Here is a 23,428-nt window from a genome sequence, read left to right on the forward strand (position 1 = left end):
GGTCGCGCCGGTTAGCGCATACGCTTGCGCTCGCGCTTGATTTCGTACATCGAACGATCGGCGTATTCGATCAGCGTCGTCATCTCGACGCCGTCTTCCGGCAAGATGGCCACGCCCACGCTCACACCGAGATCGATGCGCTTGCCTTCGAATTCGAATGGCTCGCCCACCGTTTCCACGAGCCGGCGGCTGTACGCTTCGGCGTCCTTGCGCCCCGCGATGCCTGGCAGGATCATCGCGAACTCGTCGCCGCCCACCCGCGCGGCCGTGTCGACACGGCGGCTGTTGCGCGCGATGCGCGAGGCGGTCTCGCGGATCGCAGCGTCCCCGGCGCGATGGCCATGGAGGTCGTTGATGGGCTTCAGGCCGTCCATGTCGAGGTTGAGCACGCCGAGTCCGCCCGCCGAGCGAACGGCGAGATCCACCGACTGGCGCAGGCGATCGTAAAAGAGCGCGCGATTGGGCAAGCCCGTGAGCGCGTCGTGCGTCGCACGCAGATAAAGCTCGCTCGTTTCGTGCTGCGCGGCATGGAACATGGCCGCCGCGATCAGCTCGGACATCAGCGAAAGCACGCGGATGTCCTCGTCGCCGAATGCGTTGACTTCGGCATTCATGACCTTGAGCACGCCGACGGTCGTCTCGAGATGCTTGAGCGGCATGACGATCATCGAGCGCAGACCGGCGCGGCGGCAGGCTTCGCGATCCACGCGCGCGTCGGTTTCGGAGTCGTCGCAGCGCAGGATTTCACCCGTGCGCACGCACTGGCCGGAGAGGCTCGTTTCGCGCGCAAGCCGCATGCCAAGGAGATTCGCGACACTGCCCGAGGCCGCGCGATACACCATGTCCGAGCCTTCGGCCAGCTCGACCACGGCGCCTTGCGCGCGCGTGAGCCGCTCGGTGCGCTCGGCCACGTAGGCCATCACGCCGCCGAGATCGAGGCCCAGTTTCGCGATATCCGACTGCGCCTTGATGATTTCCAGCAGGGTTGCGTTGTTCAGTTGCGTGTCTTGCGCTTCGTTTTTCTTCATCGCTTCAACCGTTTGCCTCGCCTTCGCCATCCTGTCGGCGCTGTAAGCCCAGGTGCCGTCAGATCGGCTTAAAGCATAGCAAACATTGCGAATCAGCTTCACGCAAACGTTTCAATCGCCCTGTTTGCGGTAGGCATTTTGGCTCGTTGCGGCGGCAACCATCGCCGGTTGCGCTCAACCCTCCGCTCAACCCTCAATACGCTCGCGCGTCACGCGCAACAGCGCGGCCATCGCGCGGCTCGCGGCGTGGGCGTCGCGGCGCGCAATCGCATCGAACACGGCGGTGTGGTCGGGCAGCGCCGCGTTGAACACCTCGGCGCGCTTCGCGTTCACGCGCAACTGCCCTTCGAGCGTGCGCTCAATGAGCGTGCCGAGCGGCACCAGCAACTCGTTGCGACAGGCGCCCAGCACGGCGAGATGGAAGCGCAGGTCGGCGCGCACCCATTCGTCCACGTTGCGCGCCCGCTCCATCGCCGCGTGCGCGCCGGCGAGCGACGCGAGCGCATCGGCGTCGTGCGCGCTCGCGGCGAGCCCCGCCGCAAACGGCTCGATCATCTCGCGCATTTCCTGGAGCTTGAGCGCGAAGGCGAGCGGCGGCGCGACGCGCGCGTACCAGTCGAGCACGTCGGCATCGAGCAGATTCCACGCCTCGCGGGCGCGCACCCGCGTACCCACGCGCGGTCGCGATTCCACAAGCCCTTTCGAGGTGAGCGTGCGCAGCGCCTCGCGCAGCACCGTGCGGCTCACGTCGAACGCTTCCATGAGTTCGGCCTCGCGCGGCAGCACGCACGCGGGCGGGTAGTCGCCGCGCAGGATCGCGCTGCCAAGTTCGTAGGCCACCGTGCCGTGCAGGTCGCGTTGGATCGCCGTTCTCCTGGATATTGGGAAGTGATGCGAAATAATACTATTAATAGCACTTAAAAGCGATTTTTGCAGTAGCATGGCGCTCAAGACGCGCGGCATCCGCCCTGCATGCGATGCGTGCGCCCTGTTCCCTCGGAGACACCGCATGAAAATCACCAAGCTCGAAACCTTCGTCGTCCCGCCGCGCTGGCTCTTTCTCAAGATCGAAACCGACGAGGGCATCGTCGGCTGGGGCGAGCCGATCGTCGAAGGCCGCGCGCATACGGTGGCCGCCGCCGTCGACGAACTCGCCGACTACCTGATCGGCAAGGACCCGCTCCTGATCGAAGACCACTGGCAGGTGATGTACCGCGCGGGTTTCTATCGCGGCGGCCCGATCACGATGAGCGCGATTGCGGGCGTCGATCAGGCGCTCTGGGACATCAAGGGCAAGCATCATGGCGTGCCGGTGCATGCGCTGCTCGGCGGCCAGGTGCGCGACAAGATCAAGGTGTATTCGTGGATCGGCGGCGACCGTCCGAGCGATGTCGCCAACAATGCGCGCGCCGTGGTCGAGCGTGGCTTCAAGGCCGTGAAGATGAACGGCTCGGAAGAGTTGCAGATCATCGATACCTTCGACAAGGTGCAAGGCGTCATCAACAACGTCGCGGCCGTGCGCGAAGCGGTGGGCCCGAATGTCGGCATCGGCGTGGACTTCCATGGCCGCGTGCACAAGCCGATGGCCAAGGTGCTCGCCAAAGAGCTCGATCCGTTCAAGCTGATGTTCATCGAGGAGCCCGTGCTCTCCGAGAACGTCGAGGCGCTGCGCGACATCGTCAACCAGACCAGCACGCCGATCGCGCTGGGCGAGCGGCTGTATTCGCGCTGGGACTTCAAGCACATTCTCGCGGGCGGCTACGTGGACATCATCCAGCCCGACGCCTCGCACGCGGGCGGCATCACCGAGTGCCGCAAGATCGCCGCGATGGCCGAGGCCTATGACGTCGCGCTCGCGCTGCACTGCCCGCTCGGGCCTATCGCGCTCGCCACCTGCTTGCAGATCGACGCGGTGAGCTACAACGCGTTCATCCAGGAGCAGAGCCTCGGCATTCACTACAACAAGGGCAACGATCTGCTCGACTACATCAGGAACCCGGAGGTCTTCAAGTACGAAGACGGTTTTGTGTCGATTCCGCAGGGCCCGGGCCTTGGCGTCGACGTGAACGAAGAGAAGGTGCGCGAGATGGCGAAGATCGGGCACCGCTGGCGCAATCCGGTGTGGCGTCACGAGGACGGCAGCGTCGCCGAATGGTGATGCCGGGGTGATGCGGGAACGCGCGGCGACGACGTCGCGCGTTACGCGATGCCTTGCGCGCCGCGCATGATGCCGGCGTAACGTTTAGCGAGATTTTTCGCTGCCCGCGCATGCCGCCGCGGGCCTGGCGAGCGACGTAAGCCGGTTGCGCACACAGCCGGTTCACGCACAGCCGCGCCGCGGCACGGCTGTGCGTAAGCGCCAGCAGCCGCGCCTCAGCCCTGCAACACGTAGCCCGGCACGCTGTGCGCGAGCGCGGCGGCCGCCACGAGCACGCCGATCATCACGATCGCTTCGAGATGGATCACGTTGACGAAGCGGCGCGCCGCCGCCGTCGACGCCGCACGGCGCAACTCCGGCATCGCCACGAGCCGGTTGAAACCGCCCAGCACGAGCGCGAGCACGACGAGCGCGCACTTGAGCAGGAGCACGCGGCCCCAGGCGCTGTCCACCAGCGCCTCGACCGAGCCGCCGGTGCCGCGCAAGGCGTTGAACACGCCCGTCGCGATCACGAAGCCCACCGCGAACATCGCCACGTTCGACACCTGTCCCGCCGTGCGGATCAGCACGCCGCGCGCGGTCGATGCGCCAAGCGCGGGCAGCACGGCGAGACCGCCCGCCATGACGATGCCGCTCCACGCGCTCGCGCTCAGCACATGCAGGGTATGCAGGCCGAGCGCCGCCGAGGCGAAGCCCGCGTCGGCAGCATGACCGAGGCCCGCGCGGCCCCCCGCGATAGCGATGAGCGCTAGCCACAGCACGCCGTCGCGCGCCACGCTCGACGCCGCGAACGCGCAGCCGAGCAGCACGAGCGCGCCCAGGAACGCGACAGACCACGCGTGCCCGACATGGGTTTGCGCAAGCACGGTGCCGACCACGCCGAACGCGCCGGGCAGCGGCTCGCCGCTGATCGACGCGCTTTCGTAGAGCATCCACATGAGGAGCGCTGCCACGAGCACGAACGCCGACGCGCGCAACGAACGCTGCGCGCGCAGCCACGCGAGGCGCGCGGGCGCGACCGCCGTGCGGCCGTCCTTGTCGAGCCACGCGCCAAAGAACGCCGAGCCGAGCGCGAACGCATACGCAATGTTGACGAGGGTCGCCATGGCGACCTGCCCGATCCAGAGCCAGTCAGCTTTCATCGGACCGCGCCCTCCCGCAGGTTGCCGGTGCCGCGGGCTTCGCGGAGCGAGGAAGGAGGCGAACAGTGCGCTTGCTGCAACGGTAAGGAAAGTGCAATTGGAGTCATCGAGACAAGTGGCAAGGAAACAACATGAAACACAAGGCCGAAGCGGCGGCCACGAGGCGCACGCAAACGGAAACACGTCGGAATCACAGCGCAAACCCGGCGCACACACAATCCGCGCGGGTGCCTGCTTCGATAGGCGCCGCGCCTGTCGGTTCAATGCGCGCGGCATGAACCCTCGCGAGGAGTGTGGCGCGGGTGCGGGACAACCCCGTGTCACCGTTTGGCGAACAGGTGCAGAATCATAACCGGCGACGATGCGACGTTCCGCCGCAAGACCGCCTCGGCGGCGCATGCGGCAAATGGTCACTACCGGTGCCGAATGCTAGAATCTGCTGCGTCGCCGCAGCGCGCACGGTCTTCGGCTTTCATCGCGCGCAGCCTACAAGCCGGGCCGTTCGAAGCCTGGTCAGGTCCACGATAAAGATGGAGTTACGCGTGTCCCCAAGACGTATCTTCCGACCGCTCATTCCGCTCGTCGCGCCTCTGGGAGCAGCACTTTTGCTCGGGACGACCGGCGCTCTCAACGCTGCGCATGCCCAAACCCCGCAGCCCAAAGCCCCCGACACGATCGAATCGCGCGTGCAGGGCTGCACCGCGTGCCACGGCTCGCACGGTCAGGGCACCGACAACGATTACTTCCCGCGTCTCGCCGGCAAGCCGGCCGAGTACCTGTACAACCAGCTAATGAACTTCCGCGAGGGTCGCCGCAAGTACCCTCCGATGAATTATCTGGTCACCTATCTCTCCGACGACTACCTGCACGAGATCGCAACGTTCTTCTCGCAGCAGCGGCCGCCCTACCCGCCGCCCGCCAAGCCGTCGGTGAGCGACACCACGCTCGCGCGCGGCCGCGACATCGTGCTGCACGGCGTGCCGTCCAAGCAGGTGCCCGCCTGCGCGGCCTGCCACGGCGCGAAGCTCACCGGCATGGAGCCGGCCATCCCGGGTCTCGTTGGCCTGCACGCGGACTACATCAGCGCGCAGATCGGCGCATGGCGCTCGGGCTCGCGTCACGCGAAGGCGCCGGACTGCATGCATGAGGTCGCCACGCGCCTCAGCGACGACGACGTCAACGCGGTCGCGGCCTGGCTCTCCACGCAGAGCGCGCCGCAAAACCCCGTGCCGGCAGCCGCCGGCTCCTTGAAGACGCCGCTTGCCTGCGGCAGCGAACCGCAATAAGGCGCCGGGGGAGACAGCCAATATGAACCGCAAGTCCCTGTTCGCACTTTCCGCCGTGATCGTGGCCGCCGCCGCGGCACTCGTGCCCGTGCTCTGGTCGGGCACCGACTACCTGCGCAACGGCGCCGCACAAGCCGCAACGCCCGCCGACCAGGCCGATCTCATCAAGAAGGGCGAGTATCTCGCGCGCGCCGGCGACTGTATCGCCTGCCACACGGTGCGCGGCGGCCAGATGTTCGCGGGCGGCCTGCCGATGGCGACGCCCTTCGGCACGCTCTACACGCCCAACATCACGCCCGACGACCAGTACGGCATCGGCAAATGGAGCGCCGACGACTTCTATCGCGCCATGCACACGGGCCGCTCGAAAGACGGCAGCCTGCTCTATCCGGCGTTCCCGTTCGCGAGCTACACCAAGGTCACGCGCGCCGACTCGGACGCGATCTACGCCTTCCTGCGCTCGGTGCCGCCGGCGAACATTCCGAGCCGCCCGCACGAGCTCAAGTTCCCGTTCAACAACCGCAACCTGTTGATCGGCTGGCGCACGCTGTTCTTCCGTGAAGGCGAGTTCAAGCCCGATCCGACCAAGTCGGTCGAGTGGAACCGCGGCGCGTATCTCGTGGAAGGCCTCGGGCACTGCGGCATGTGCCATACGTCCATCAACGCGGTGGGCGGCCCGGTCAACTCGGCGGCCTTCGCGGGCGGTCTGATCCCGCTCCAGAACTGGTACGCGCCGTCGCTCACGGGCAGCGAAGGCGGCCTCGGCGACTGGGACATCAAGGATATTTCGAGCCTCCTGAAAACCGGCGTTTCGGAGCGCGGCGCGGTGTTCGGCCCGATGGCGGACGTGATCCACAACAGTCTGCAATATCTTTCGGACGACGACATCCACGCGATGGCCTCGTACCTGAAGACCATCCCGCAAAAGAAGGAAGCGCCCGAAACGATGCAGATGGAGACGTCGGAAGCGTTCGGTGGCGAACTCTTGCAGCAAGGTCAGAAGATCTACCATGACCAGTGTGCAAAGTGCCACGCGGAGAACGGTCTCGGCATGCCGCCGAACTTCCCGCCGCTTGCGAACAACCAGTCGATCCAGATGCATTCGGCTGTGAACCCGATCCGCATGGTGCTCAACGGCGGCTATCCGCCGAGCACGGGAGGCAATCCGCGCCCGTACGGCATGCCGCCGTTCGCGCAGTCGCTCTCGAACCAGGAAGTCGCGGCGGTCGTGACGTTCATCCGCATGTCCTGGGGCAACAAGGGCACGCCGGTGTCTCCGCAGCAGGTCGCGGATTTGCGCTCGTCGCCGCTGGACTGACGCACCGCCCGGCCGACCCGAGTTCGCGCTTTGGCGCTGATTCGGGTCCCCTGCGGTCCCATGCGGTCCGGTGGGCCGCCGTTGGGGCCTTAGCCCTTACTGCGGCCCCAGGCAGGTCGTTGCTGCTATAGTGGCGTTTGCCTGATAAGGGCGCAGTCCGCGAAAACGTGGGCTGCGCCCTTCGCTATTTGGCGCCGGGCCGCGCGGTTGAGGCGGTTCCGTGGCCCGTCGGGCGCAATCTTGAACAAGGCGGTCGAGCACCGTGTGTCGCATGACCTGGAACGATGTTCCGCAAGCGCGCCACGGGCAAGAAGAAGAAGGAGTGGTGGTCATGCACGCCGGTGAGCGTCTGAACAGCATTACTCACCTCGTGGGCGCGATGTTGTCGATAGCGGGGCTTGTCTCGCTCGTGACGCTCGGGGCGCTGGATCACGACGCGTACAAGGTCGTGAGCTTCGCTGTCTACGGCGCGATGTTGTGCGCGCTGTACACGATCTCGACGCTGTATCACGGCGTGCGCGGCGTGCGGCTGAAGTCGGTGCTGCAAAAGTGCGACCATGCCGCAATCTATCTGCTGATCGCGGGAAGCTATACTCCGTTCACGCTCGTGACGCTGCGCGGTCCCTGGGGCTGGTCGCTCTTCGGCGTGAGCTGGGGGCTCGCGGTCCTCGGCATCGTGCAGGAGCTCACGCTCGGGCGGCGCACGAGAGCGCTCTCCATGGTGCTCTATGTGGTCATGGGCTGGCTCGCGGTGGTCGCGGTCCGCCCGCTCGTCGAGGCATTGCCGGCGGCGGGCACGGCGTGGCTGCTGGCAGGCGGCCTCATTTACAGCGCCGGCATTTATTTTTTCGTCAATGACGAACGCATCCGGCACGGACATGGGATCTGGCATCTGTTCGTGCTCGCCGGGAGCGTCTGTCAGTTCGTGAGCGTCGCGCGCTACGTCGCGTGACGCGTCAATGTGAAGGCTTCGCATGGTCGCCGCAGTGTCCGCGACCGCGCGATGCAACTTAACGCCAGACGACGAGTCTTGATAGACCGTCCGCTCAAGAAAAAACGCGGCGCGCGCACTGGCGCGCCGTCCGAACAACGCGAGGGGAGCGCGAGGCGCCGGGCGGATCATTTCGCCGGGCGGCGCTCCACGTTTCGCAGCGCGCCTTCGGGCTGCGCCAAGCTGCTCGCGCCACTGCAATACAACAGGTCTTTATGTCTTTCGATTCTCTCGGCTTGTCCGAACCGCTGGTCCGCGCAGTCAACGAACTTGGGTACACCACGCCCACGCCGATCCAGGCGCAAGCGATTCCCGCCGTGCTCGGCGGCGGCGACCTGCTCGCCGGCGCGCAAACCGGCACCGGCAAGACCGCAGGCTTCACGCTGCCGATCCTGCAACGCCTCTCGCAAATGCCGCCCGCCGCGGGCGCCAAACGCGTGGTGCGCGCGCTGATCCTCACGCCTACGCGCGAGCTCGCCGCCCAGGTCGAAGAAAGCGTGCGCGCCTACGGCAAGTATCTGAAGCTCAAGTCCACCGTCATGTTCGGCGGCGTGGGCATCAATCCGCAGATCGACGCGTTGCGGCGCGGCGTGGACATCGTGGTCGCGACGCCCGGTCGTCTGCTCGATCACATGCAGCAGAAGACCATCGACCTCTCGCAGCTCGAGATCCTCGTGCTCGACGAAGCCGACCGCATGCTCGACATGGGCTTCATCCACGACATCAAGCGCGTGCTCGCGAAGCTGCCGCCCAAGCGCCAGAACCTGCTCTTTTCGGCCACCTTCGCCGACGAGATCAAGGCGCTCGCCGACAGCCTGCTCGACTCGCCCGCGCTCATCGAAGTCGCGCGCCGCAACACCACGGCCGAAACGGTTGCGCAGAAGATCTACCCCGTCGACCGCGACCGCAAGCGCGACCTGCTCACGCATCTGATCCGCCAGCACAACTGGTTCCAGGTGCTGGTGTTCACGCGCACGAAGCACGGCGCGAACCGCCTCGCCGAGCAGCTCACGAAGGACGGCATCAGCGCGCTCGCGATTCACGGCAACAAGAGCCAGTCGGCACGCACGCGCGCGCTCGCCGAGTTCAAGGACGGCACGCTGCAAGTGCTCGTGGCCACCGACATCGCGGCGCGTGGCATCGATATCGACCAACTCCCGCACGTGGTCAACTACGACCTGCCGAACGTGCCCGAGGACTACGTGCACCGCATCGGCCGCACCGGCCGCGCGGGCGCGACGGGCGAAGCGGTTTCGCTCGTGTGCGTGGACGAGCATCAACTGCTCAAGGACATCGAGAAGCTGATCAAGCGCGCGGTGCCGCAAGAGGTCATCGCGGGCTTCGAGCCGGACCCGAACGCCAAGCCCGAGCCGATCCAGCGCCGCAGCCAGCAAGGCCGCTCGCCGCGTCAGGGACAAGGGCAAGGCCAGGCCCAAGGCCGCGGTGCGTCGAACGGCGCGAACGGCGGCCGGCCGGCGCAGGCGCGTGAAGCACGCGAGCCGCGCGAATCGCGTGACTCGCGCGGCGGCAATCGCGAAGGTAGCCGCGAAGGTGGCCGTGACAGTGGTCGCGAAGGCAACCGCGCGCATGCAGCCACTGGCGGCGGCAACGGCGGTCAGCGCCAGGCCAAGCCCGCCTCGAACGGCGTGCGCACCGCCAAGCCGGTGAAGCAGCAGCAAGGCGCCAATCACGGCGCGCAAGGCGGACGCGCGGACCATACGCGCCGCGAAAGCCAGCGCGGCGTCTCGCACGAGAGCGCGCTGGGCCGCCCGCAACGCAAGCAGCAAGGCGGCAACCCGGGCGCGCTGCTCGGCGGCCGCCCCGGCGGCAATTCCCGCCGTGACGGCAACGGTCAGCGCGATCGCTGATCCCGCGTGATGCCGAGCCGGTCCACCCTGCGTTGACCGGCCTGCGCCACGAAACGACAAAGCCCGCCTTGCAGCGGGCTTTGTCGTTTTCGCGCTCGCCGAAGCGTGAGCGGAATAGCGGAACTAGCGGAAGAATACGTGCTGCGTGATCTTGGCGAGCGGATAATGCACGCCCGGCTGGATCTTCGCGGGCAGGTTGAGCGGCTTGAGCAGCATCTTCACGCACATGTCGGCGGAAAGATTGTGGCGCACGAGTTTGTTCACGCGCGCAGTGAGCTCGCGATTGTAGGCGTCGTCGCGCACGCGGTCGGGATAGCGGCCCGCGAACACATGGCGCAGCGCGATCTCGGAATCTTCGTTCTTGATCTCCATCACGCGGCGCATGAGCGCACCGAGCACGGCGAGGCGGCCGTGACCTTCTATCTGGTTGTACTTCTTGAAATAGCGGAAAAAGTGCTTGTAGTGACGCACTTCGTCGCTGCGGATATTGTCGGTGATTTCCTTGAGCACCGGCTCGTTCGAGCATTCGCCGATGGCGCGGTAAAGCGTGGCGGTGCCCGTTTCAACCACGCAGCGCGCGACCATTTCGAGCGCGCGCGTTCGTTCGAACTCCTCGAACGAGCAGGTCTTCGAATACTCGTCGATGAAGCTCTGAAACGCCGCGTCCCAGTCGAACTCAGGCCAGACGTACTGAATGTAGGTCTTCAGCGCGCGTCCATGCTGAAGCTCCTCGGGTTCCCATTCACGGTTGAGCCACTCGGAGACCTCGGGGTCGCCGTTGAAGAACACGCTCAGGTTGCTGGTGTAAAGATCGGAGCCGCTTTCGATGAATGAAGAGGCGCACAGCAGGAGCATCAGGTCTTCATTGGCGGCGGCACGTTGACGGTCGATGCGGGTGAGATCGATGTCTTCGATGCGCCAGGGCATCACATGGCGAGGCTCGTTTTCATTGCGCATTGTGTCGTACTCCCGAAGCGGTAGCTACGCTCACGCCGCCTCGCGCATGACCGGAGGCCCCCCGAGGCCCCGCATGCCGCGCGTGTTGCGTGTGGCGAAAGTTACCAGCCATCCTTATTGCATCTTAGCTGTTGTTTAGCGTGGTTGCAGTCACAGAGCACAGACCGGGCCTGCTCGGCACAGTTCCGGAAACAAACAATTTCGGTGCCCGGCGTCATGCGTCGCGGCGGCGGAATTGATGCGCGCAACCGGCTGCCGCCATCGCCCGCCATCGCCCACAAGCGCGCACGGCACAGGAAAGCCCGCGATGCATTCCGGATAGGGCACGGCTCGCCGCGGCGCGACACGAACTTCAAGTGAAATCGCGAATCCCGACGGCTTGTGACACCGCCGATGGCTCGCACGAATGTCAAAGGGAATATTTTCGGGACGTGGTTTGTACAACGCTGCGCCGTTGACTACACTCCAGTTCCCCGTGGCAGATCCCGGGCTGGATGCCGTTTTGGCCGCGCACAAGCGGCCCGGACGGCCGGTCCCTCCGGCCAGACGATCTGCTCGGTCGCAGGCTTTCGCTCACACCACCGCATTCCTGTCGCCTTGCCGCCCTGCGGGCCGCAACCGGCGACCTCTGATGCGGCAACACGGAGAGAACGATGCTGAGTCCGCATGAATTCGCCACCCTGCTGCTAGTGCAGGACGCCCCCAACCAGCTCGACATGGAACGAGAAGAACTGGACGCCCTGCTCGAACGACAGCTCGTCCAACTGGAGCGCCTCGCCTCCGGCCTCCAGCAATGGCGATTAACCGAAATCGGCGACTCCGCGTTGCGCGCCATCAAACGGTGTTCGTAGCCTGAGCCAGCGGGCCGCGCGCCCGCCCAGCCACAGGCTCCATTGCCCCCTATCGATTTGCGCGGACGCGAGGGTCGTCCGCAAGCCCGCCCGGTCGGGCACATCCCCGATGCAGGCGCACGGCAGTAGACGTACGCGCCTGCAGTGCATGGTCACGCGGACCCGCGCGCTTCATGCCCGCGTGACCATTTTTTTGCGCATTCGCGCCAAGGTTCCTCGCGTGCCGTGCCCAGCCGCGCGCGTGTCGGCACGCACCCTGCGGCGCCCATGTGCACGCTACGCGCAATACCCGCGACAGCCTCGTTGCCCGATTAGCCCGCCCGCAGCGTGGGGTCGGCTGCCGCACGCCAGCTTAGCGCCTGCGCGCGCTGGTCGTTGAGGAAGGTAATCCACTGGTTGCGCGCCGCCTGGTCGCTGCTCTTGCCAAGCGTGGCGTACTGCTTCGCGAGTTCGGCCTGGAAGCCGCAGAACTGGGCCTGGGGCAGGCGGCCACGACGCTGGGCCACCCAGGCGTCGAGAATGGCCGAATAGGCGCCCGGCGCGTAGGCGCCAAAGTCCACGGCCTCGCCGCCGCACATCTGCTGCAACGCGGCGAGCGACGGCGCGCGCCCCCCGCCCTGCGGCCCCGGCGGCGCGCCCACGCACCCCGCGAGCAATACGGCCGCGCCGATCCACGCAAATCCACGCATGATTGCCTCGTTTTCGTTTTCGACTGGTTAGAACGGTTGCATCCTGACGCGGCTATTGTCGCACCGAGCCGCGCACCCGGCAGCCTGGCCGCGCGGCCTGGGCGAACGCGCCGCGCGGTGCCCAAACCCCCGCGCAAAAGCACGTATCATTGGGGGTTTCCACCCTCCCGCCGCTCAGGCGCGAGGCGTCGCGCCGGGTCGATTGCCGCGCGTCGCCCCGCCTCTCGCCCTACGTATCACGCATGATCGACCATCTCATCTGCGACTGTGACGGCGTGCTCGTCGACAGCGAAGTCATCGCCGACCGCGTTCTGTTCGAAACGCTCAGCAGCACCTTTCCGGGCATCGATTTCCACGCCGCCGTGAATGCGGCGTTCGGGCAGCAGACCTCGCGCTTTCTCGCCGACGTCGCAGCGCGCTTCAATCTCACGATGCCCGAGGACTTTCTCGAAACGATCGAGCATCGCTGCGAAGCCGCCATCGCCGAATCGGTGAGCCCGATCAACGGCGTGCGCGACGCGTTGCGCCAGGTCGCGCTGCCCGCCGCCGTCGTTTCGAACAGCCGCCTCACGCGCGTGCACGCTTCGGTGCGCCGCGCCGGGCTCGACACGATCTTCGGCGAGCGCATTTTCAGCGCGGAGCAGGTCGCGCGGCCCAAGCCTTACCCGGACGTGTACCTGCACGCGGCGAAGCAGCTCGGCGTGGAGCCGGCGCGCTGCGTCGTTGTCGAGGACAGCATTTCGGGATTGAACGCCGCGCGCGCGGCGGGCATGAAGACGATCGCGTTCGTGGGCGCGAGCCATATCCCGTCGGGCTATGCCGACGTGCTGCGCGAGATGGGCATCACGCGCATCATGGCGCGCATGGAGGAGCTGCCGGCGCTCGTCGAGGCCGGCGTGCGCGGCGAATTCGGCGACGTGCAGTCGTGAGGCAACGCTGTGTGCGAAGCAGGCGCACAGCTTCGATGAAAACGCGACGCGGCGCCAGGCGGCGCCGCGTCCGTCAAACCGCTACTTGAGCGTTGATCAAGCAGGCTCGGCGCAGCGCTCGCGCGCGGCCGCGATCGACTCGCGGAACGCCACCAGCTCGGCAATCGAGAGCACCGGCAGGTTGTGCAGCTTCGCGAAGTCGTCGACCTGCTTGCCGCGCGCCATCGTGCCGTCCGGATTCATCAGCTCGCACAGCACGCCGGCGGGCGCCAGGCCCGCGAGCACCGCCAGATCGACCGTGCCTTCGGTGTGGCCGCGGCGCGCCAGCACGCCGCCCTTCTGCGCGCGCAGCGGGAACACGTGGCCGGGGCGCACGATGTCGGCGGGCCTGGCGTTCGGGGCGATCGCGGCGCGTATCGTCGTCACGCGGTCAACGGCCGAAACGCCCGTGCTCACGCCGTCGCGCGCTTCGATCGACACCGTGAACGCGGTGCGGTTGCGGCTTTCGTTGTGCGCCACCATGGGCGGGAGTTCGAGCGCGCGCACCTTCTCGTCCGAGAGGCACAGGCAGACGATGCCGCTGCATTCGCGGATAAAGAGCGCCATCGTTTCAGGCGTGAGGCGCTCGGCGGCAACGATCAGGTCGGCTTCGTCCTCGCGGTCGTGGTCGTCTTGCAGCACGACCGGACGGCCCTCGCGCATGGCGTCGAGCGCGGCGGCGATGCGCGGGGGCACCGGCTCGGCATCGAGGAACGGGAGGTCGGCGGCGGCGTCGGGCAGCGCACCGGAAGTCGAAGCGAAAGTGGAACTGGCAGTAAGGGACATGTGAAACGCTCCTCGCAAGAGTTAGGCGAAAAACGTTTCAGGGCATTGCAAACAGACAGGAATCCCCGGCGCGCGTCGTCCGGCAGACACGCCGCGCTCCCCGATGGAACGGGGACGCACAGGCATGGGCCGAAGCGCCGCGGCGCATGGGCAAACATGACCATCTGCACATCTTCTTTCATCCGGACTCTGACCGTCGGCTCTGGCATCGCACCAGATCTGCTGACCCTGCGCATCACATCATGAGGCTCGCGCAGGCGCTCGCGGGCTCGCTGGCCTTGCCTTGCGGCGCGGCCGGCATACCGCCGGTGGGGAATTTCGCCCCGCCCTGAAGACGCACTGATTACCGGATCAACCGGCGGGCAAAGGATACAACGGGCTGCGATTGCGTGCAGCGGGAAAAAGTACGACTAGACAATTTTCTCGAAACCGGTTTTGTGCGACGCATCATGGCTACGAACGGGTTCATACGGGCTTCATGCGGGCTGCGCCGCCACCGCCGTCACGGCGCTCACCTCGGCCGGCTCGCTTTCGGCGACCGCCGGCGCGGCGGGCACGTCCCAGCGCGGCGGCGTCTCGGCGTTGAGCGTCACGCGAAACACGCGCGCCTCGGTGTCGCCGGGGTTGCGCAGGCTGTGCGGCTGGTCGGCGTCGAACACGATCGCGTCGCCGGTCGCGAGCAACTGGCGGCGGTTGTGCACGCTCACTTCGAGCGTGCCCTCGCTCACCACGAGGTTCACCGTCGTGCCCGGCGAGCGGCGCACGCCGGGCTCCGTATGCAAAGGCGCAATGCGCAGTTCGTGGAACTCCGCGGTGGCGGGCTCGCCTTCGGGGTAAAGCGCGCGCGCCGAATAACGGCCGTCGGCGCTTACGAGGCGCGACGCGCGCTCCGCAGGCAGATGCTCGAAACCGTTCACGGCATGCCGACGCAGGAACGCCGACACCGACACTTTGAGCGCCGCCGCCACCTTGCACAGCACCTTGATGGACGGCACGCTGCGCGCCGACTCCACCTGGGCGAGCATGGCGCGCGAGACACCCGAGGCGCGGGCGAGCGCATCGAGCGAAAGCTGGCGCTCGGCGCGCAGCCGCGCGAGGTTCACGCCCACGAGATGCTCGAGCGTCTCGAAAGTGTCGTTAGGTCCTTCGGTGTGCGCAACATGGTTGGGCTGCGCGTCGCGCACGAGCGCGAGGGGTGAATGCATGGCTGCCTCCGGGCTAGCCGCGTGAGAAGCGGCGCAAGAGCGTGAATGGAGGCAAGACTAGCATTGCGATTTGCCGCGCCCAACGAAGTTATCTTCACACTGTTATCAGCATTGCAGAGCGCGATTCCGGGATTGCTTTCGCGCTGTGCGCATAAGCCGGATCGGCGCGTCATGCAGCGTGATCCAGCATCACGCGTCCTGTCCCACGGCCACGTTCGCCCCGCGCACCGACGCGCCGCGCGTGTCGAGCCGCGCCGCCGCCCACGTGAGCACGAGCGCCGCGAGCGAGACGACCGCCGCCACCCACGGCAGCGAGTCGAGCGCCACGCCGTGTGCGATGGCGAGACCGCCCATCCACGCGCCCATCGCGTTGCCCACGTTGAACGCACCAATGTTGAGCGTCGATGCGAGATTCGGCGCCGCGGCGGCTTTCGCCACCACGCGCATCTGGAGCGGCGGCACGGTCGCGAACGCAGCGATGCCCCACACGAACACGGTAATGGCGGCCGGCCACATCGCATGGCTCGTCTTCGTGAAGATGGCCATCACCACGGCGAGCACCACCAGAATGCCCATGAGCGAGGGCATCAGCGCGCGGTCCGCGAGCTTGCCGCCCAGCGTGTTGCCGAACGTGAGCCCCACGCCGAACAGCACGAGCATGAGCGTCACGCCGCGCGGCGAGAAGCCGCTCACCTGCTCGAGAATCGGCGCGATATAGGTGAACACGACGAACACGCCGCCAAAGCCGAGCACGGTCATGCCGAGCGCGAGCCACACCTGCGGGTCGCGCAGCACGCGCACTTCGTGGCCGAGGCCGATCGGGCCGCTGTCGTGCTGATTCGGCACGAGCGCGCTCACGCCGATCAGCGAGATCATGCCAAGGCCGCTCACGATCCAGAACGCCACGCGCCAGCCGAACTGCTGGCCAATGGCCGTGCCGAACGGCACGCCCAGCACCGTGGCGAGCGTGAGGCCGGTGAACATGAGCGCGATAGCGCTCGCGCGCTTTTCCTGCGGCACGAGCGAGGCGGCCACCACGGCGCCGATGCCGAAGAACGAACCATGCGCGAACGAGGCCACGACGCGCGCGACCATCAGCAGCGAATAGTCCGACGCGACCGCGCACATCACATTGCCGACGATGAACACGCCCATCAGCAGTTGCAGCGCGAGCTTGCGCGGCATGCGGCTCGTGAGCGCGGCGAGCAGCGGCGCGCCGGCCGCCACGCCGAGCGCATAACCGGTCACGAGCAGGCCGGCGGCGGGAATCGTCACGTGCAGATCGCGCGCGACGTCGGGCAACAGGCCCATGATGAGAAACTCGGTGGTGCCGATGGCAAAGGCGCTGATCGCCAGCGCAAGCAAGGGGATAGGCATGGAAATCTCCGAAAATCGGCCTTGGATTCAGTGGATATCAGTGGGATTCAGGTGCACCCGGTTGCACGCCGGCAGGCGCGCCAACCGGCGACGACGTCACGAACTCGACGACGACGCCCGGCGCGAGCGCCACGAAAAGCTGCACCTCGGCGCTCGCGGGCACTTCGGCGACCTGGTACGGCACGCGGTGCGCGGCGAGCCGCTGCAACAGCGCGCGCCACGCCTCGCCGGGCGCGACGCGAAACGCCACGTGGTCGATGCGCGGCGCGACGAGCGCGGGCGGTTGCGCGGGCACGGTCGCATCGACGAGATGCACGAGCGGCACGCGCGCGCTGCCCTTCGCGTAGAGCCAGTGACCGTCCACGCGAAATGGCGGACGCGGGCCGTCGTCGAGACCGACGATGTCGCAAAAGAAGCGGCGCGTCCCTTCGAGGTCGGGCGTAACGAGCGTGACGTGATCGAGTTGCATGGCGTGTAGGGCGCGCCCGGCGGAAGGCCCGGCGCGGCAGTTGTCCTGAAAACACGCGCATTGTCGGGCTTACGCGCAATTTTGATAATTGGCGTAGCATTTGAAGCATTTTCAATCTTTTTCTAATAATCGCGCGATGGACAATCTCGGCGACGTGCGCCTTTTCGTGGAGGCGACACGCCTCGGCAGCCTTTCCGCGGCGGGCCGCAAGCTAGGCCTCACGCCCGCGGCGGCAAGCGCGCGGCTCGCGCGGCTGGAGGCGGAACTGCACGCGCGCCTGTTCGACCGCACCACCCGCCAGCTGCGCCTCACCGACGAAGGCCGCGTCTACCTCACCTGTAGCGAGCACGCGCTGCGCTCGCTCGACGACGCCAAGGCGGCCTTGCAGGAGGGCCAGAACGCGGTGCGCGGCAAGGTGCGCATTTCCGCGACCTCGGACTTCGGCCGCAACCTGCTGATGACCTGGCTCGACGAGTTTCGCGACCGCTACCCCGACGTACGTTTCTCGCTGATGCTGACCGACTCGATCTCGAACCTCGTGCTCGAAGACATCGATCTCGCGATCCGTTTCGGCACCCCGCAGGACAGCTCGCTCGTCGCGCGCTGGCTCGCGCCGAACCGCCGGGTGCTGTGCGCTTCGCCCAAGTACCTCGCGCGCCACGGCGAGCCGCGCGAACCGAACGATCTGGCCCGCTTCGACTGCATCGTGATCGGCTCGGCGGCGGGGCCGGTGAACGAATGGCGCTTCACGCGCGGCGACGAAACGCAGACTTACACCGTGCCGCTCGACGGCGCGCTCGAATCCACGGATGGCGAAGTCGTGCGCCAGTGGGCGCTGTGCGGCTATGGTCTCGCGGTGAAGTCGATCTGGGACGTGGCCGACGACCTGCGCGCCGGGCGTCTCACGACCGTGATGCCCGAGTGGCGCTACCCCGACGCGCCGCTGCACGCGCTCTATCACCGCAACCGCTTTCTCGCGCCGCGCGTGCGGGTGCTGCTCGATTTCCTGACCGAGCGTTTCGCGCAGACTTCGGGGGAGCTGGAGGCGCTCGTGCCCTGCACGGATCCCGCCGAGGCGACGCAAAGCCGAAGGCGCAAACGGCTATAATGTCCGATTGCGCGCAAAGCGATCCGCAGACGCATCCGTCGTGTCGAATGCCCTTCGGCCCTGGAAAATACCTCGGCAAATGCGTCGGCAAAAAGAAGCGAAAAGCAAAGCGGAACGCCCCAGATCGCGAGGCGCGCATGGCCAGAAAGAGGATGCCAACGCCGGTCTCGTAGCCGGTCTTCCGCGCCCGATTCGACCCCCATAAAACACCGTAGTCCTGACGTGCAGACCGTGCATCACGCGCGCGCATCAAGCGGACGACGCCCCCAGGTCAACCACTGCGAACGGCGAAACCCGATGACCAAGAAAGTTTATGTAAAGACCTTTGGCTGCCAGATGAACGAGTACGACTCCGACAAGATGGTCGACGTACTCGGCGTTGCCGAAGGTCTCGTGAAGACGGACACCCCCGAAGACGCGGACGTCATTCTCTTCAACACCTGCTCGGTGCGCGAAAAGGCGCAGGAAAAGGTCTTTTCCGACCTGGGCCGCGTGCGCGAGCTCAAGGAAGCGAACCCGAACCTGCTGATCGGCGTGGGTGGCTGCGTGGCAAGCCAGGAAGGCGCGGCGATCGTCCAGCGCGCGCCGTATGTGGACCTCGTGTTCGGCCCGCAAACGCTGCACCGCCTGCCGCAGATGATCGACGCGCGCCGCGCCTCGGGCCGCGCGCAGGTGGATATCAGCTTCCCCGAAATCGAGAAGTTCGACCATCTGCCGCCCGCGCGCGTGGAAGGCCCGAGCGCGTTCGTCTCGATCATGGAAGGCTGCTCGAAGTATTGCAGCTACTGCGTCGTGCCGTACACGCGTGGCGAGGAAGTCTCGCGCCCGCTCGACGACGTGCTCACCGAAATCGCCGGCCTCGCCGACCAGGGTGTGCGTGAAGTCACGCTGCTCGGCCAGAACGTGAACGCCTATCGTGGCGCGTTGACCAACGGCGCGCACGACGTGGCCGACTTCGCGACGTTGATCGAGTACGTCGCGGAGATCCCCGGCATCGAGCGGATCCGCTACACGACTTCGCACCCGAAGGAATTCACGCAGCGCCTGATCGACACGTACGCGAAGGTGCCCAAGCTCGTGAGCCACCTGCACCTGCCGGTGCAGCACGGCTCCGACCGCGTGCTCATGGCGATGAAGCGCGGCTACACCGTGCTCGAATACAAGTCGATCATCCGCAAACTGCGCGCGATCCGCCCTGACCTGTCGCTCTCCACGGACTTCATCGTGGGCTTCCCCGGCGAGACCGAAGAGGACTTCGAGAAGATGATGGCGCTCGTCGAGGAGATGAGCTACGACACGAGCTTCTCGTTCATCTACAGCCCGCGTCCGGGCACGCCCGCCGCGAACCTCTCCGACGACACGCCGCGCGAAGTGAAGCTCAAGCGCCTGCAACATCTCCAGGCCACGATCGAAGAAAACGTGGCGCGTATCAGCCATTCGATGGTCGGCCGAGTCGAGCGCATTCTCGTGGAAGGCCCTTCGCGCAAGGACCCGAGCGAACTGTCGGGCCGCACGCAGAACAACCGTGTGGTGAACTTCCCGGCGCCGCTCGCCTCGCACGCGCGCCTGATCGGCCAGATGATCGACGTGAAGATCAACCACGCGTATCCGCACTCGCTGCGCGGCGAACTCGTGCTCACGCACGAAGACGCTTCGACGCTCGCGCATTAATCTCCGTTAATCGCCTACCCAGTATCGGAATTCAGGAGTTCAGAGACACCTTGAAGCCCAATCAGCAGCATCTGGAATTCAACGCGCCGCGCGACGACAATGCGCGGCTTGCCAACCTCTGCGGCCCGCTCGACGAAAACCTGCGGCAGATCGAGCAAGCGCTCGACGTCACGCTCGCGCGGCGCGGCCATCGCATCAGCATTCGCGGGCGCGGCGCCAGGCTCGCGCTCGCGGCGCTCGAAAACTTCTACAACCGGGCACGCGACCCGCTGTCGGTCGACGACATTCAGCTCGCGCTCGTCGAAGCACGCCACGCGGCGAACGACCCGCGCGGCAACGGCAACGGCGGCCTGCGCGGCAACGCGAATGGCGGCAACGGCGGCAACGACGCCACGGAAATCGACCCGCGTTTTCGCGGCGACCCCGACCACCCGTTCGACGAGCCCGCGCGCGAAGGCGTGGACGTCGAGGAACTCGGCCCGAAGCTCTACACGCGCCGCGCCGACCTGCGCGGGCGCACGCCGGCGCAGCGCGAGTACCTCAAGCAGATCATTTCGCACGACGTGACGTTCGGCATCGGCCCGGCCGGCACCGGCAAGACCTATCTCGCCGTGGCCTGCGCCGTGGACGCGCTGGAACGCGACCAGGTCAAGCGCATCGTGCTCACGCGTCCGGCCGTGGAAGCGGGCGAGCGTCTGGGCTTCCTGCCGGGCGACCTCGCGCAGAAGGTCGATCCGTATCTGCGCCCGCTCTATGACGCGCTCTACGACCTGCTCGGTTTCGACAAGACCGCGAAGATGTTCGAGCGCCAGATGATCGAAATCGCGCCGCTCGCGTACATGCGCGGGCGCACGCTCAATCACGCGTTCATCATCCTCGACGAGGCGCAGAACACCACGCCCGAGCAGATGAAGATGTTCCTCACGCGTATCGGCTTCGGCTCGAAGGCCGTCGTGACCGGCGACACCACCCAGGTGGACCTGCCGCGCGGCCACAAGAGCGGCCTGATCGAGGCGCAGCATGTGCTGGCGAACGTGCGCGGCATCGCCGTCACGCACTTCACGAGTGCGGACGTGGTGCGCCATCCGCTCGTCGCGCGCATCGTCGAGGCTTACGACGCGCACTCGAAAAGAGACGAAAACGTTGGCGACGCGCGCTGACGCCGTGGTCTGTCCCGCTTCGCTGATCTAGCCCATGGCCCGTGCACCCAAACTCAAACTGACCGTGCAGTTCCCCGCCGCGAAGGCGTTTCCCGAGCACAAGGCCGCGCTGCCGCGCGCCACGGTGGCGGCGTGGCTCAAGGCCGCCCTCTTCGCGGACGCGGAACTGGCCGTGCGCTTTGTCGACGCCGAGGAAGGCCGCACGCTCAACCGCACCTATCGCGGCAAGGACTACGCGACCAACGTGCTCACCTTCGCCTACGCGGAGAGCGAGGACGACCCGGTCACGGGCGATCTCATCCTGTGCTGCCCGGTGGTGGAAAAGGAAGCCGCCGAGCAGGGCAAGCCGCTCGCCGCGCACTACGCGCATTTGCTCGTGCACGGCGCGCTGCACGCGCAGGGTTACGATCACGAGGACGAGGACGAGGCCGAGGAGATGGAAGGCATCGAGACCGAGGTGCTCAACTCGCTCGGCTTTCCCGATCCGTACAAGTAACGCTCCCCCGCAATGAACGACAAGCGCACGCCCGACTTCGCTCCGCCCTCAGCCCTGCCCGAGGCGGGCGACGCGAGCGTGCCCTGCCCCGGCTACCCGCCGGCGCTCGGCGAGTCGAAGCTCCTGAGCGACGACGAACTGCGCGCCTCGCTTGCCTGCACACTCAAGGACTGGGACGGCGCGAGCGACCTCTGGCTGTTCGGCTATGGCTCGCTGATCTGGAACCCAGGACTGCCCACCGTGGAGAACGTGCGTTCGCGCGTGCACGGCTACCATCGCGGGCTCTACCTGTGGTCGCGCGTGAACCGCGGCACGCCCGAGCAACCGGGCCTCGTGCTCGCGCTCGACCGCGGCGGCGCGTGCGCGGGCGTGGCGTTCCGGCTCGCGGCCGAAGGCGTGATGCCGCACCTCGAAGCGCTCTGGCGCCGCGAAATGCCGATGGGCTCCTACCGCCCAGCGTGGCTGCCCTGCGTGCTCGCCGACGGCCGGCGCGTCGCCGCGCTCGCCTTCGTCATGCGACGCGACGTCGCATCCTACACAGGCAAGCTTTCCGAAGCGACCGTGCGCGCCGTGTTCGGCTGCGCGTCGGGCCGCTACGGCACGACACTCGATTACGTCCGCCGCACCGTGGACGCACTGCGCGAGAGCGGCATGCGCGACCGGGCGCTTGAGCGGCTGCTCGCGCGCTGCGCGTAAAGTCGCGTGGCGGCCTGCCCCTTTTTCGTCCACCGCGCGGCAACGCCCCATCTGCGTTAGGATTGATCTGCCGGTGTGCGCCGAACGTGTGTCATTACACGGTCGCGCCACAGGCATGTTGTATCCTTAACCCTCCGTAACAGCGCGCCCCGCCCCAAAGCGGCAAGGGGCGCACCACCATGAACGACTCCTATCCCAGTCGACGCCAGACCGACAAACCGCAGGAAAAGCGCTCTCTGCTCGAGCGGCTAACCGACTTCATCTCGCCCGAGCCCGACTCGCGCAGCGAGCTTCTCGAAATTCTCCAGGACGCGCACGCGCGCAACTTGATCGACGCCGATTCGCTTTCGATGATCGAAGGCGTGTTCCAGGTGTCCGAGCTTTGCGCGCGCGACATCATGATCCCGCGCGCCCAGATGGACGCGATCAACATCGCCGAAAGGCCTGACGAATTCATTCCGTTCGTGCTGGAGAAAGCGCACTCGCGCTACCCCGTGTACGACGGCAACCGCGACAACGTGATCGGCGTGCTGCTCGCGAAGGACCTGCTGCGCTACTACGCCGAAGAGGAGTTCGACGTGCGCGGCATGCTGCGCCCGGCCGTGTTCATCCCCGAGTCCAAGCGCCTGAACGTGCTGCTGCACGACTTTCGCCAGAACCGCAATCACATCGCCATCGTCGTGGACGAATACGGCGGCGTGGCCGGTCTCATCACGATCGAGGACGTGCTGGAACAGATCGTGGGCGACATCGAGGACGAGTACGACTTCGACGAGGAAAGCGGCAACATCATCGCCTCGCCCGACGGGCGCTTTCGCGTGCGCGCGCTCACCGAGATCGTGCAGTTCAACGAAGCGTTCGGCACCCATTATTCCGACGAGGAAGTCGACACGATCGGCGGCTTCGTCACGAATCACTTCGGCCACGTGCCGCATCGCGGAGAAAAGGTGCGCATCGACGACCTGATCTTCGAGGTGCTGCGCGCCGACGCCCGCCAGGTCCACATGCTGCTCGTGCGCCGCGACCCGATGGCCGGACAGCGCGAATCCGCGTTGCTGCCGCCGGGCACCTGAGCCCGCCGCGAGCGCGAAACGACGACGCCAGCCTTCGGGCTGGCGTTTTGCCTTGAAGGGCGCGACCGCGTATCGACCCGGTATCGACGCACGAAAGTGCTATCGTTGCGCTCGTCCCACATTCCGCGCCT

The 23,428-nt window shown here is 66.7% G+C and carries 22 protein-coding genes and 1 riboswitch; of the genes, 13 read left to right on the top strand and 9 right to left on the bottom strand.

The features are described from left to right. Nucleotides 1-11: 11 nt before the first annotated feature. Nucleotides 12-1,028 carry a sensor domain-containing diguanylate cyclase gene (locus tag C7401_RS21185; protein WP_244314954.1) on the bottom strand — a complete coding sequence of 339 codons (1,017 nt, stop codon included), beginning with the start codon at nt 1,026-1,028 and terminating at the stop codon, nt 12-14. Nucleotides 1,029-1,214: 186 nt separating this feature from the next. Then, nucleotides 1,215-1,970: a FadR/GntR family transcriptional regulator gene (locus tag C7401_RS21190; protein ID WP_112173425.1), complete on the bottom strand. Its 756-nt coding sequence runs from the start codon at nt 1,968-1,970 to the stop codon at nt 1,215-1,217. Nucleotides 1,971-2,037: 67 nt separating this feature from the next. Here C7401_RS21190 and dgoD point away from each other — a divergent pair, with 67 nt between their 5' ends. Then, complete coding sequence (gene dgoD / locus C7401_RS21195; RefSeq protein ID WP_112173348.1) at nt 2,038-3,186, top strand: galactonate dehydratase; 1,149 nt, start codon at nt 2,038-2,040, stop codon at nt 3,184-3,186. 215 nt (nt 3,187-3,401) lie between these two features. Here dgoD and C7401_RS21200 read toward each other — a convergent pair whose 3' ends face one another. Further along, on the bottom strand, nt 3,402-4,328 hold the full coding sequence (locus C7401_RS21200) for a CopD family protein (RefSeq protein WP_112173349.1): 927 nt from the start codon (nt 4,326-4,328) through the stop codon (nt 3,402-3,404). A 530-nt stretch (nt 4,329-4,858) separates the two neighbouring features. Between C7401_RS21200 and C7401_RS21205 the strand changes: the two genes are divergently transcribed. From C7401_RS21205 to C7401_RS21220, 4 genes are all read left to right on the top strand, one after another. Further along, a complete protein-coding gene (locus C7401_RS21205) occupies nt 4,859-5,614 on the top strand; it encodes a c-type cytochrome (protein WP_112173350.1) in 756 nt (251 codons plus the stop codon). A gap of 22 nt (nt 5,615-5,636) precedes the next feature. Then, the gene (locus C7401_RS21210; RefSeq protein WP_112173351.1) at nt 5,637-6,932 is read left to right on the top strand and encodes a c-type cytochrome; all 1,296 of its coding nucleotides are present in this window, start codon (nt 5,637-5,639) and stop codon (nt 6,930-6,932) included. 331 nt (nt 6,933-7,263) lie between these two features. Next, nucleotides 7,264-7,884, top strand: a complete 621-nt coding sequence (gene trhA / locus C7401_RS21215) for a PAQR family membrane homeostasis protein TrhA (protein ID WP_112173426.1) — start codon at nt 7,264-7,266, stop codon at nt 7,882-7,884. A gap of 254 nt (nt 7,885-8,138) precedes the next feature. After that, a complete protein-coding gene (locus C7401_RS21220; protein WP_112173352.1) occupies nt 8,139-9,791 on the top strand; it encodes a DEAD/DEAH box helicase in 1,653 nt (550 codons plus the stop codon). A gap of 123 nt (nt 9,792-9,914) precedes the next feature. Here the strand turns inward: C7401_RS21220 and C7401_RS21225 are convergent, their stop codons facing one another. After that, complete coding sequence (locus C7401_RS21225; RefSeq protein WP_308012633.1) at nt 9,915-10,748, bottom strand: ferritin-like domain-containing protein; 834 nt, start codon at nt 10,746-10,748, stop codon at nt 9,915-9,917. A 653-nt stretch (nt 10,749-11,401) separates the two neighbouring features. Here C7401_RS21225 and C7401_RS21230 point away from each other — a divergent pair. Next, nucleotides 11,402-11,599: a hypothetical protein gene (locus C7401_RS21230; protein ID WP_028205977.1), complete on the top strand. Its 198-nt coding sequence runs from the start codon at nt 11,402-11,404 to the stop codon at nt 11,597-11,599. 311 nt (nt 11,600-11,910) lie between these two features. Here C7401_RS21230 and C7401_RS21235 read toward each other — a convergent pair whose 3' ends face one another. Further along, nucleotides 11,911-12,288: a hypothetical protein gene (locus C7401_RS21235; RefSeq protein ID WP_112173353.1), complete on the bottom strand. Its 378-nt coding sequence runs from the start codon at nt 12,286-12,288 to the stop codon at nt 11,911-11,913. Nucleotides 12,289-12,530: 242 nt separating this feature from the next. Here C7401_RS21235 and C7401_RS21240 point away from each other — a divergent pair, with 242 nt between their 5' ends. Beyond that, nucleotides 12,531-13,217, top strand: a complete 687-nt coding sequence (locus C7401_RS21240; RefSeq protein WP_112173354.1) for an HAD family hydrolase — start codon at nt 12,531-12,533, stop codon at nt 13,215-13,217. Nucleotides 13,218-13,313: 96 nt separating this feature from the next. Here the strand turns inward: C7401_RS21240 and ribB are convergent, their stop codons facing one another. The 4 genes from ribB to C7401_RS21260 all read right to left on the bottom strand — a co-directional run bounded on the left by ribB (nt 13,314) and on the right by C7401_RS21260 (nt 17,093). Further along, nucleotides 13,314-14,042 carry a 3,4-dihydroxy-2-butanone-4-phosphate synthase gene (gene ribB / locus C7401_RS21245; protein ID WP_112173355.1) on the bottom strand — a complete coding sequence of 243 codons (729 nt, stop codon included), beginning with the start codon at nt 14,040-14,042 and terminating at the stop codon, nt 13,314-13,316. Nucleotides 14,043-14,208: 166 nt separating this feature from the next. After that, nucleotides 14,209-14,382, bottom strand: a riboswitch (FMN riboswitch). A 136-nt stretch (nt 14,383-14,518) separates the two neighbouring features. Then, a complete protein-coding gene (locus C7401_RS21250; RefSeq protein ID WP_112173356.1) occupies nt 14,519-15,247 on the bottom strand; it encodes a helix-turn-helix domain-containing protein in 729 nt (242 codons plus the stop codon). A gap of 189 nt (nt 15,248-15,436) precedes the next feature. Continuing rightward, complete coding sequence (locus C7401_RS21255) at nt 15,437-16,624, bottom strand: MFS transporter (protein WP_112173357.1); 1,188 nt, start codon at nt 16,622-16,624, stop codon at nt 15,437-15,439. A 37-nt stretch (nt 16,625-16,661) separates the two neighbouring features. Continuing rightward, nucleotides 16,662-17,093: a VOC family protein gene (locus C7401_RS21260; RefSeq protein ID WP_112173358.1), complete on the bottom strand. Its 432-nt coding sequence runs from the start codon at nt 17,091-17,093 to the stop codon at nt 16,662-16,664. Between the two features lie 136 nt (nt 17,094-17,229). On the opposite strand from C7401_RS21260, the gene C7401_RS21265 reads away from it, so the two are divergent. The 6 genes from C7401_RS21265 (at nt 17,230) to C7401_RS21290 (ending at nt 23,297) form a co-directional block, all read left to right on the top strand. Continuing rightward, nucleotides 17,230-18,201, top strand: a complete 972-nt coding sequence (locus C7401_RS21265) for a LysR family transcriptional regulator (protein ID WP_112173359.1) — start codon at nt 17,230-17,232, stop codon at nt 18,199-18,201. Between the two features lie 297 nt (nt 18,202-18,498). Beyond that, the gene (miaB, locus tag C7401_RS21270) at nt 18,499-19,872 is read left to right on the top strand and encodes a tRNA (N6-isopentenyl adenosine(37)-C2)-methylthiotransferase MiaB (RefSeq protein ID WP_112173360.1); all 1,374 of its coding nucleotides are present in this window, start codon (nt 18,499-18,501) and stop codon (nt 19,870-19,872) included. A gap of 50 nt (nt 19,873-19,922) precedes the next feature. Beyond that, complete coding sequence (locus tag C7401_RS21275) at nt 19,923-21,032, top strand: PhoH family protein (protein ID WP_112173361.1); 1,110 nt, start codon at nt 19,923-19,925, stop codon at nt 21,030-21,032. A 34-nt stretch (nt 21,033-21,066) separates the two neighbouring features. Beyond that, complete coding sequence (gene ybeY / locus C7401_RS21280; protein WP_112173362.1) at nt 21,067-21,528, top strand: rRNA maturation RNase YbeY; 462 nt, start codon at nt 21,067-21,069, stop codon at nt 21,526-21,528. 12 nt (nt 21,529-21,540) lie between these two features. Then, nucleotides 21,541-22,224, top strand: a complete 684-nt coding sequence (locus C7401_RS21285) for a gamma-glutamylcyclotransferase (RefSeq protein ID WP_112173363.1) — start codon at nt 21,541-21,543, stop codon at nt 22,222-22,224. 179 nt (nt 22,225-22,403) lie between these two features. Beyond that, complete coding sequence (locus C7401_RS21290) at nt 22,404-23,297, top strand: CorC family transporter (RefSeq protein ID WP_112173364.1); 894 nt, start codon at nt 22,404-22,406, stop codon at nt 23,295-23,297. Nucleotides 23,298-23,428: the final 131 nt, after the last annotated feature.

The sequence above is a fragment of the Paraburkholderia unamae genome, assembly GCF_003268775.1.
Lineage (GTDB): Bacteria > Pseudomonadota > Gammaproteobacteria > Burkholderiales > Burkholderiaceae > Paraburkholderia > Paraburkholderia unamae.

Bases quoted from the DNA above. Each gene is read 5' to 3' on its own strand.
- C7401_RS21185 (WP_244314954.1), bottom strand. From the start codon at position 1,028: ATGAAGAAAAACGAAGCGCAAGACACGCAACTGAACAACGCAACCCTG.
- C7401_RS21190 (WP_112173425.1), bottom strand. From the start codon at position 1,970: ATGCTACTGCAAAAATCGCTTTTAAGTGCTATTAATAGTATTATTTCG.
- dgoD (WP_112173348.1), top strand. From the start codon at position 2,038: ATGAAAATCACCAAGCTCGAAACCTTCGTCGTCCCGCCGCGCTGGCTC.
- C7401_RS21200 (WP_112173349.1), bottom strand. From the start codon at position 4,328: ATGAAAGCTGACTGGCTCTGGATCGGGCAGGTCGCCATGGCGACCCTC.
- C7401_RS21205 (WP_112173350.1), top strand. From the start codon at position 4,859: ATGGAGTTACGCGTGTCCCCAAGACGTATCTTCCGACCGCTCATTCCG.
- C7401_RS21210 (WP_112173351.1), top strand. From the start codon at position 5,637: ATGAACCGCAAGTCCCTGTTCGCACTTTCCGCCGTGATCGTGGCCGCC.
- trhA (WP_112173426.1), top strand. From the start codon at position 7,264: ATGCACGCCGGTGAGCGTCTGAACAGCATTACTCACCTCGTGGGCGCG.
- C7401_RS21220 (WP_112173352.1), top strand. From the start codon at position 8,139: ATGTCTTTCGATTCTCTCGGCTTGTCCGAACCGCTGGTCCGCGCAGTC.
- C7401_RS21225 (WP_308012633.1), bottom strand. From the start codon at position 10,748: ATGCGCAATGAAAACGAGCCTCGCCATGTGATGCCCTGGCGCATCGAA.
- C7401_RS21230 (WP_028205977.1), top strand. From the start codon at position 11,402: ATGCTGAGTCCGCATGAATTCGCCACCCTGCTGCTAGTGCAGGACGCC.
- C7401_RS21235 (WP_112173353.1), bottom strand. From the start codon at position 12,288: ATGCGTGGATTTGCGTGGATCGGCGCGGCCGTATTGCTCGCGGGGTGC.
- C7401_RS21240 (WP_112173354.1), top strand. From the start codon at position 12,531: ATGATCGACCATCTCATCTGCGACTGTGACGGCGTGCTCGTCGACAGC.
- ribB (WP_112173355.1), bottom strand. From the start codon at position 14,042: ATGTCCCTTACTGCCAGTTCCACTTTCGCTTCGACTTCCGGTGCGCTG.
- C7401_RS21250 (WP_112173356.1), bottom strand. From the start codon at position 15,247: ATGCATTCACCCCTCGCGCTCGTGCGCGACGCGCAGCCCAACCATGTT.
- C7401_RS21255 (WP_112173357.1), bottom strand. From the start codon at position 16,624: ATGCCTATCCCCTTGCTTGCGCTGGCGATCAGCGCCTTTGCCATCGGC.
- C7401_RS21260 (WP_112173358.1), bottom strand. From the start codon at position 17,093: ATGCAACTCGATCACGTCACGCTCGTTACGCCCGACCTCGAAGGGACG.
- C7401_RS21265 (WP_112173359.1), top strand. From the start codon at position 17,230: ATGGACAATCTCGGCGACGTGCGCCTTTTCGTGGAGGCGACACGCCTC.
- miaB (WP_112173360.1), top strand. From the start codon at position 18,499: ATGACCAAGAAAGTTTATGTAAAGACCTTTGGCTGCCAGATGAACGAG.
- ybeY (WP_112173362.1), top strand. From the start codon at position 21,067: ATGGCCCGTGCACCCAAACTCAAACTGACCGTGCAGTTCCCCGCCGCG.
- C7401_RS21285 (WP_112173363.1), top strand. From the start codon at position 21,541: ATGAACGACAAGCGCACGCCCGACTTCGCTCCGCCCTCAGCCCTGCCC.
- C7401_RS21290 (WP_112173364.1), top strand. From the start codon at position 22,404: ATGAACGACTCCTATCCCAGTCGACGCCAGACCGACAAACCGCAGGAA.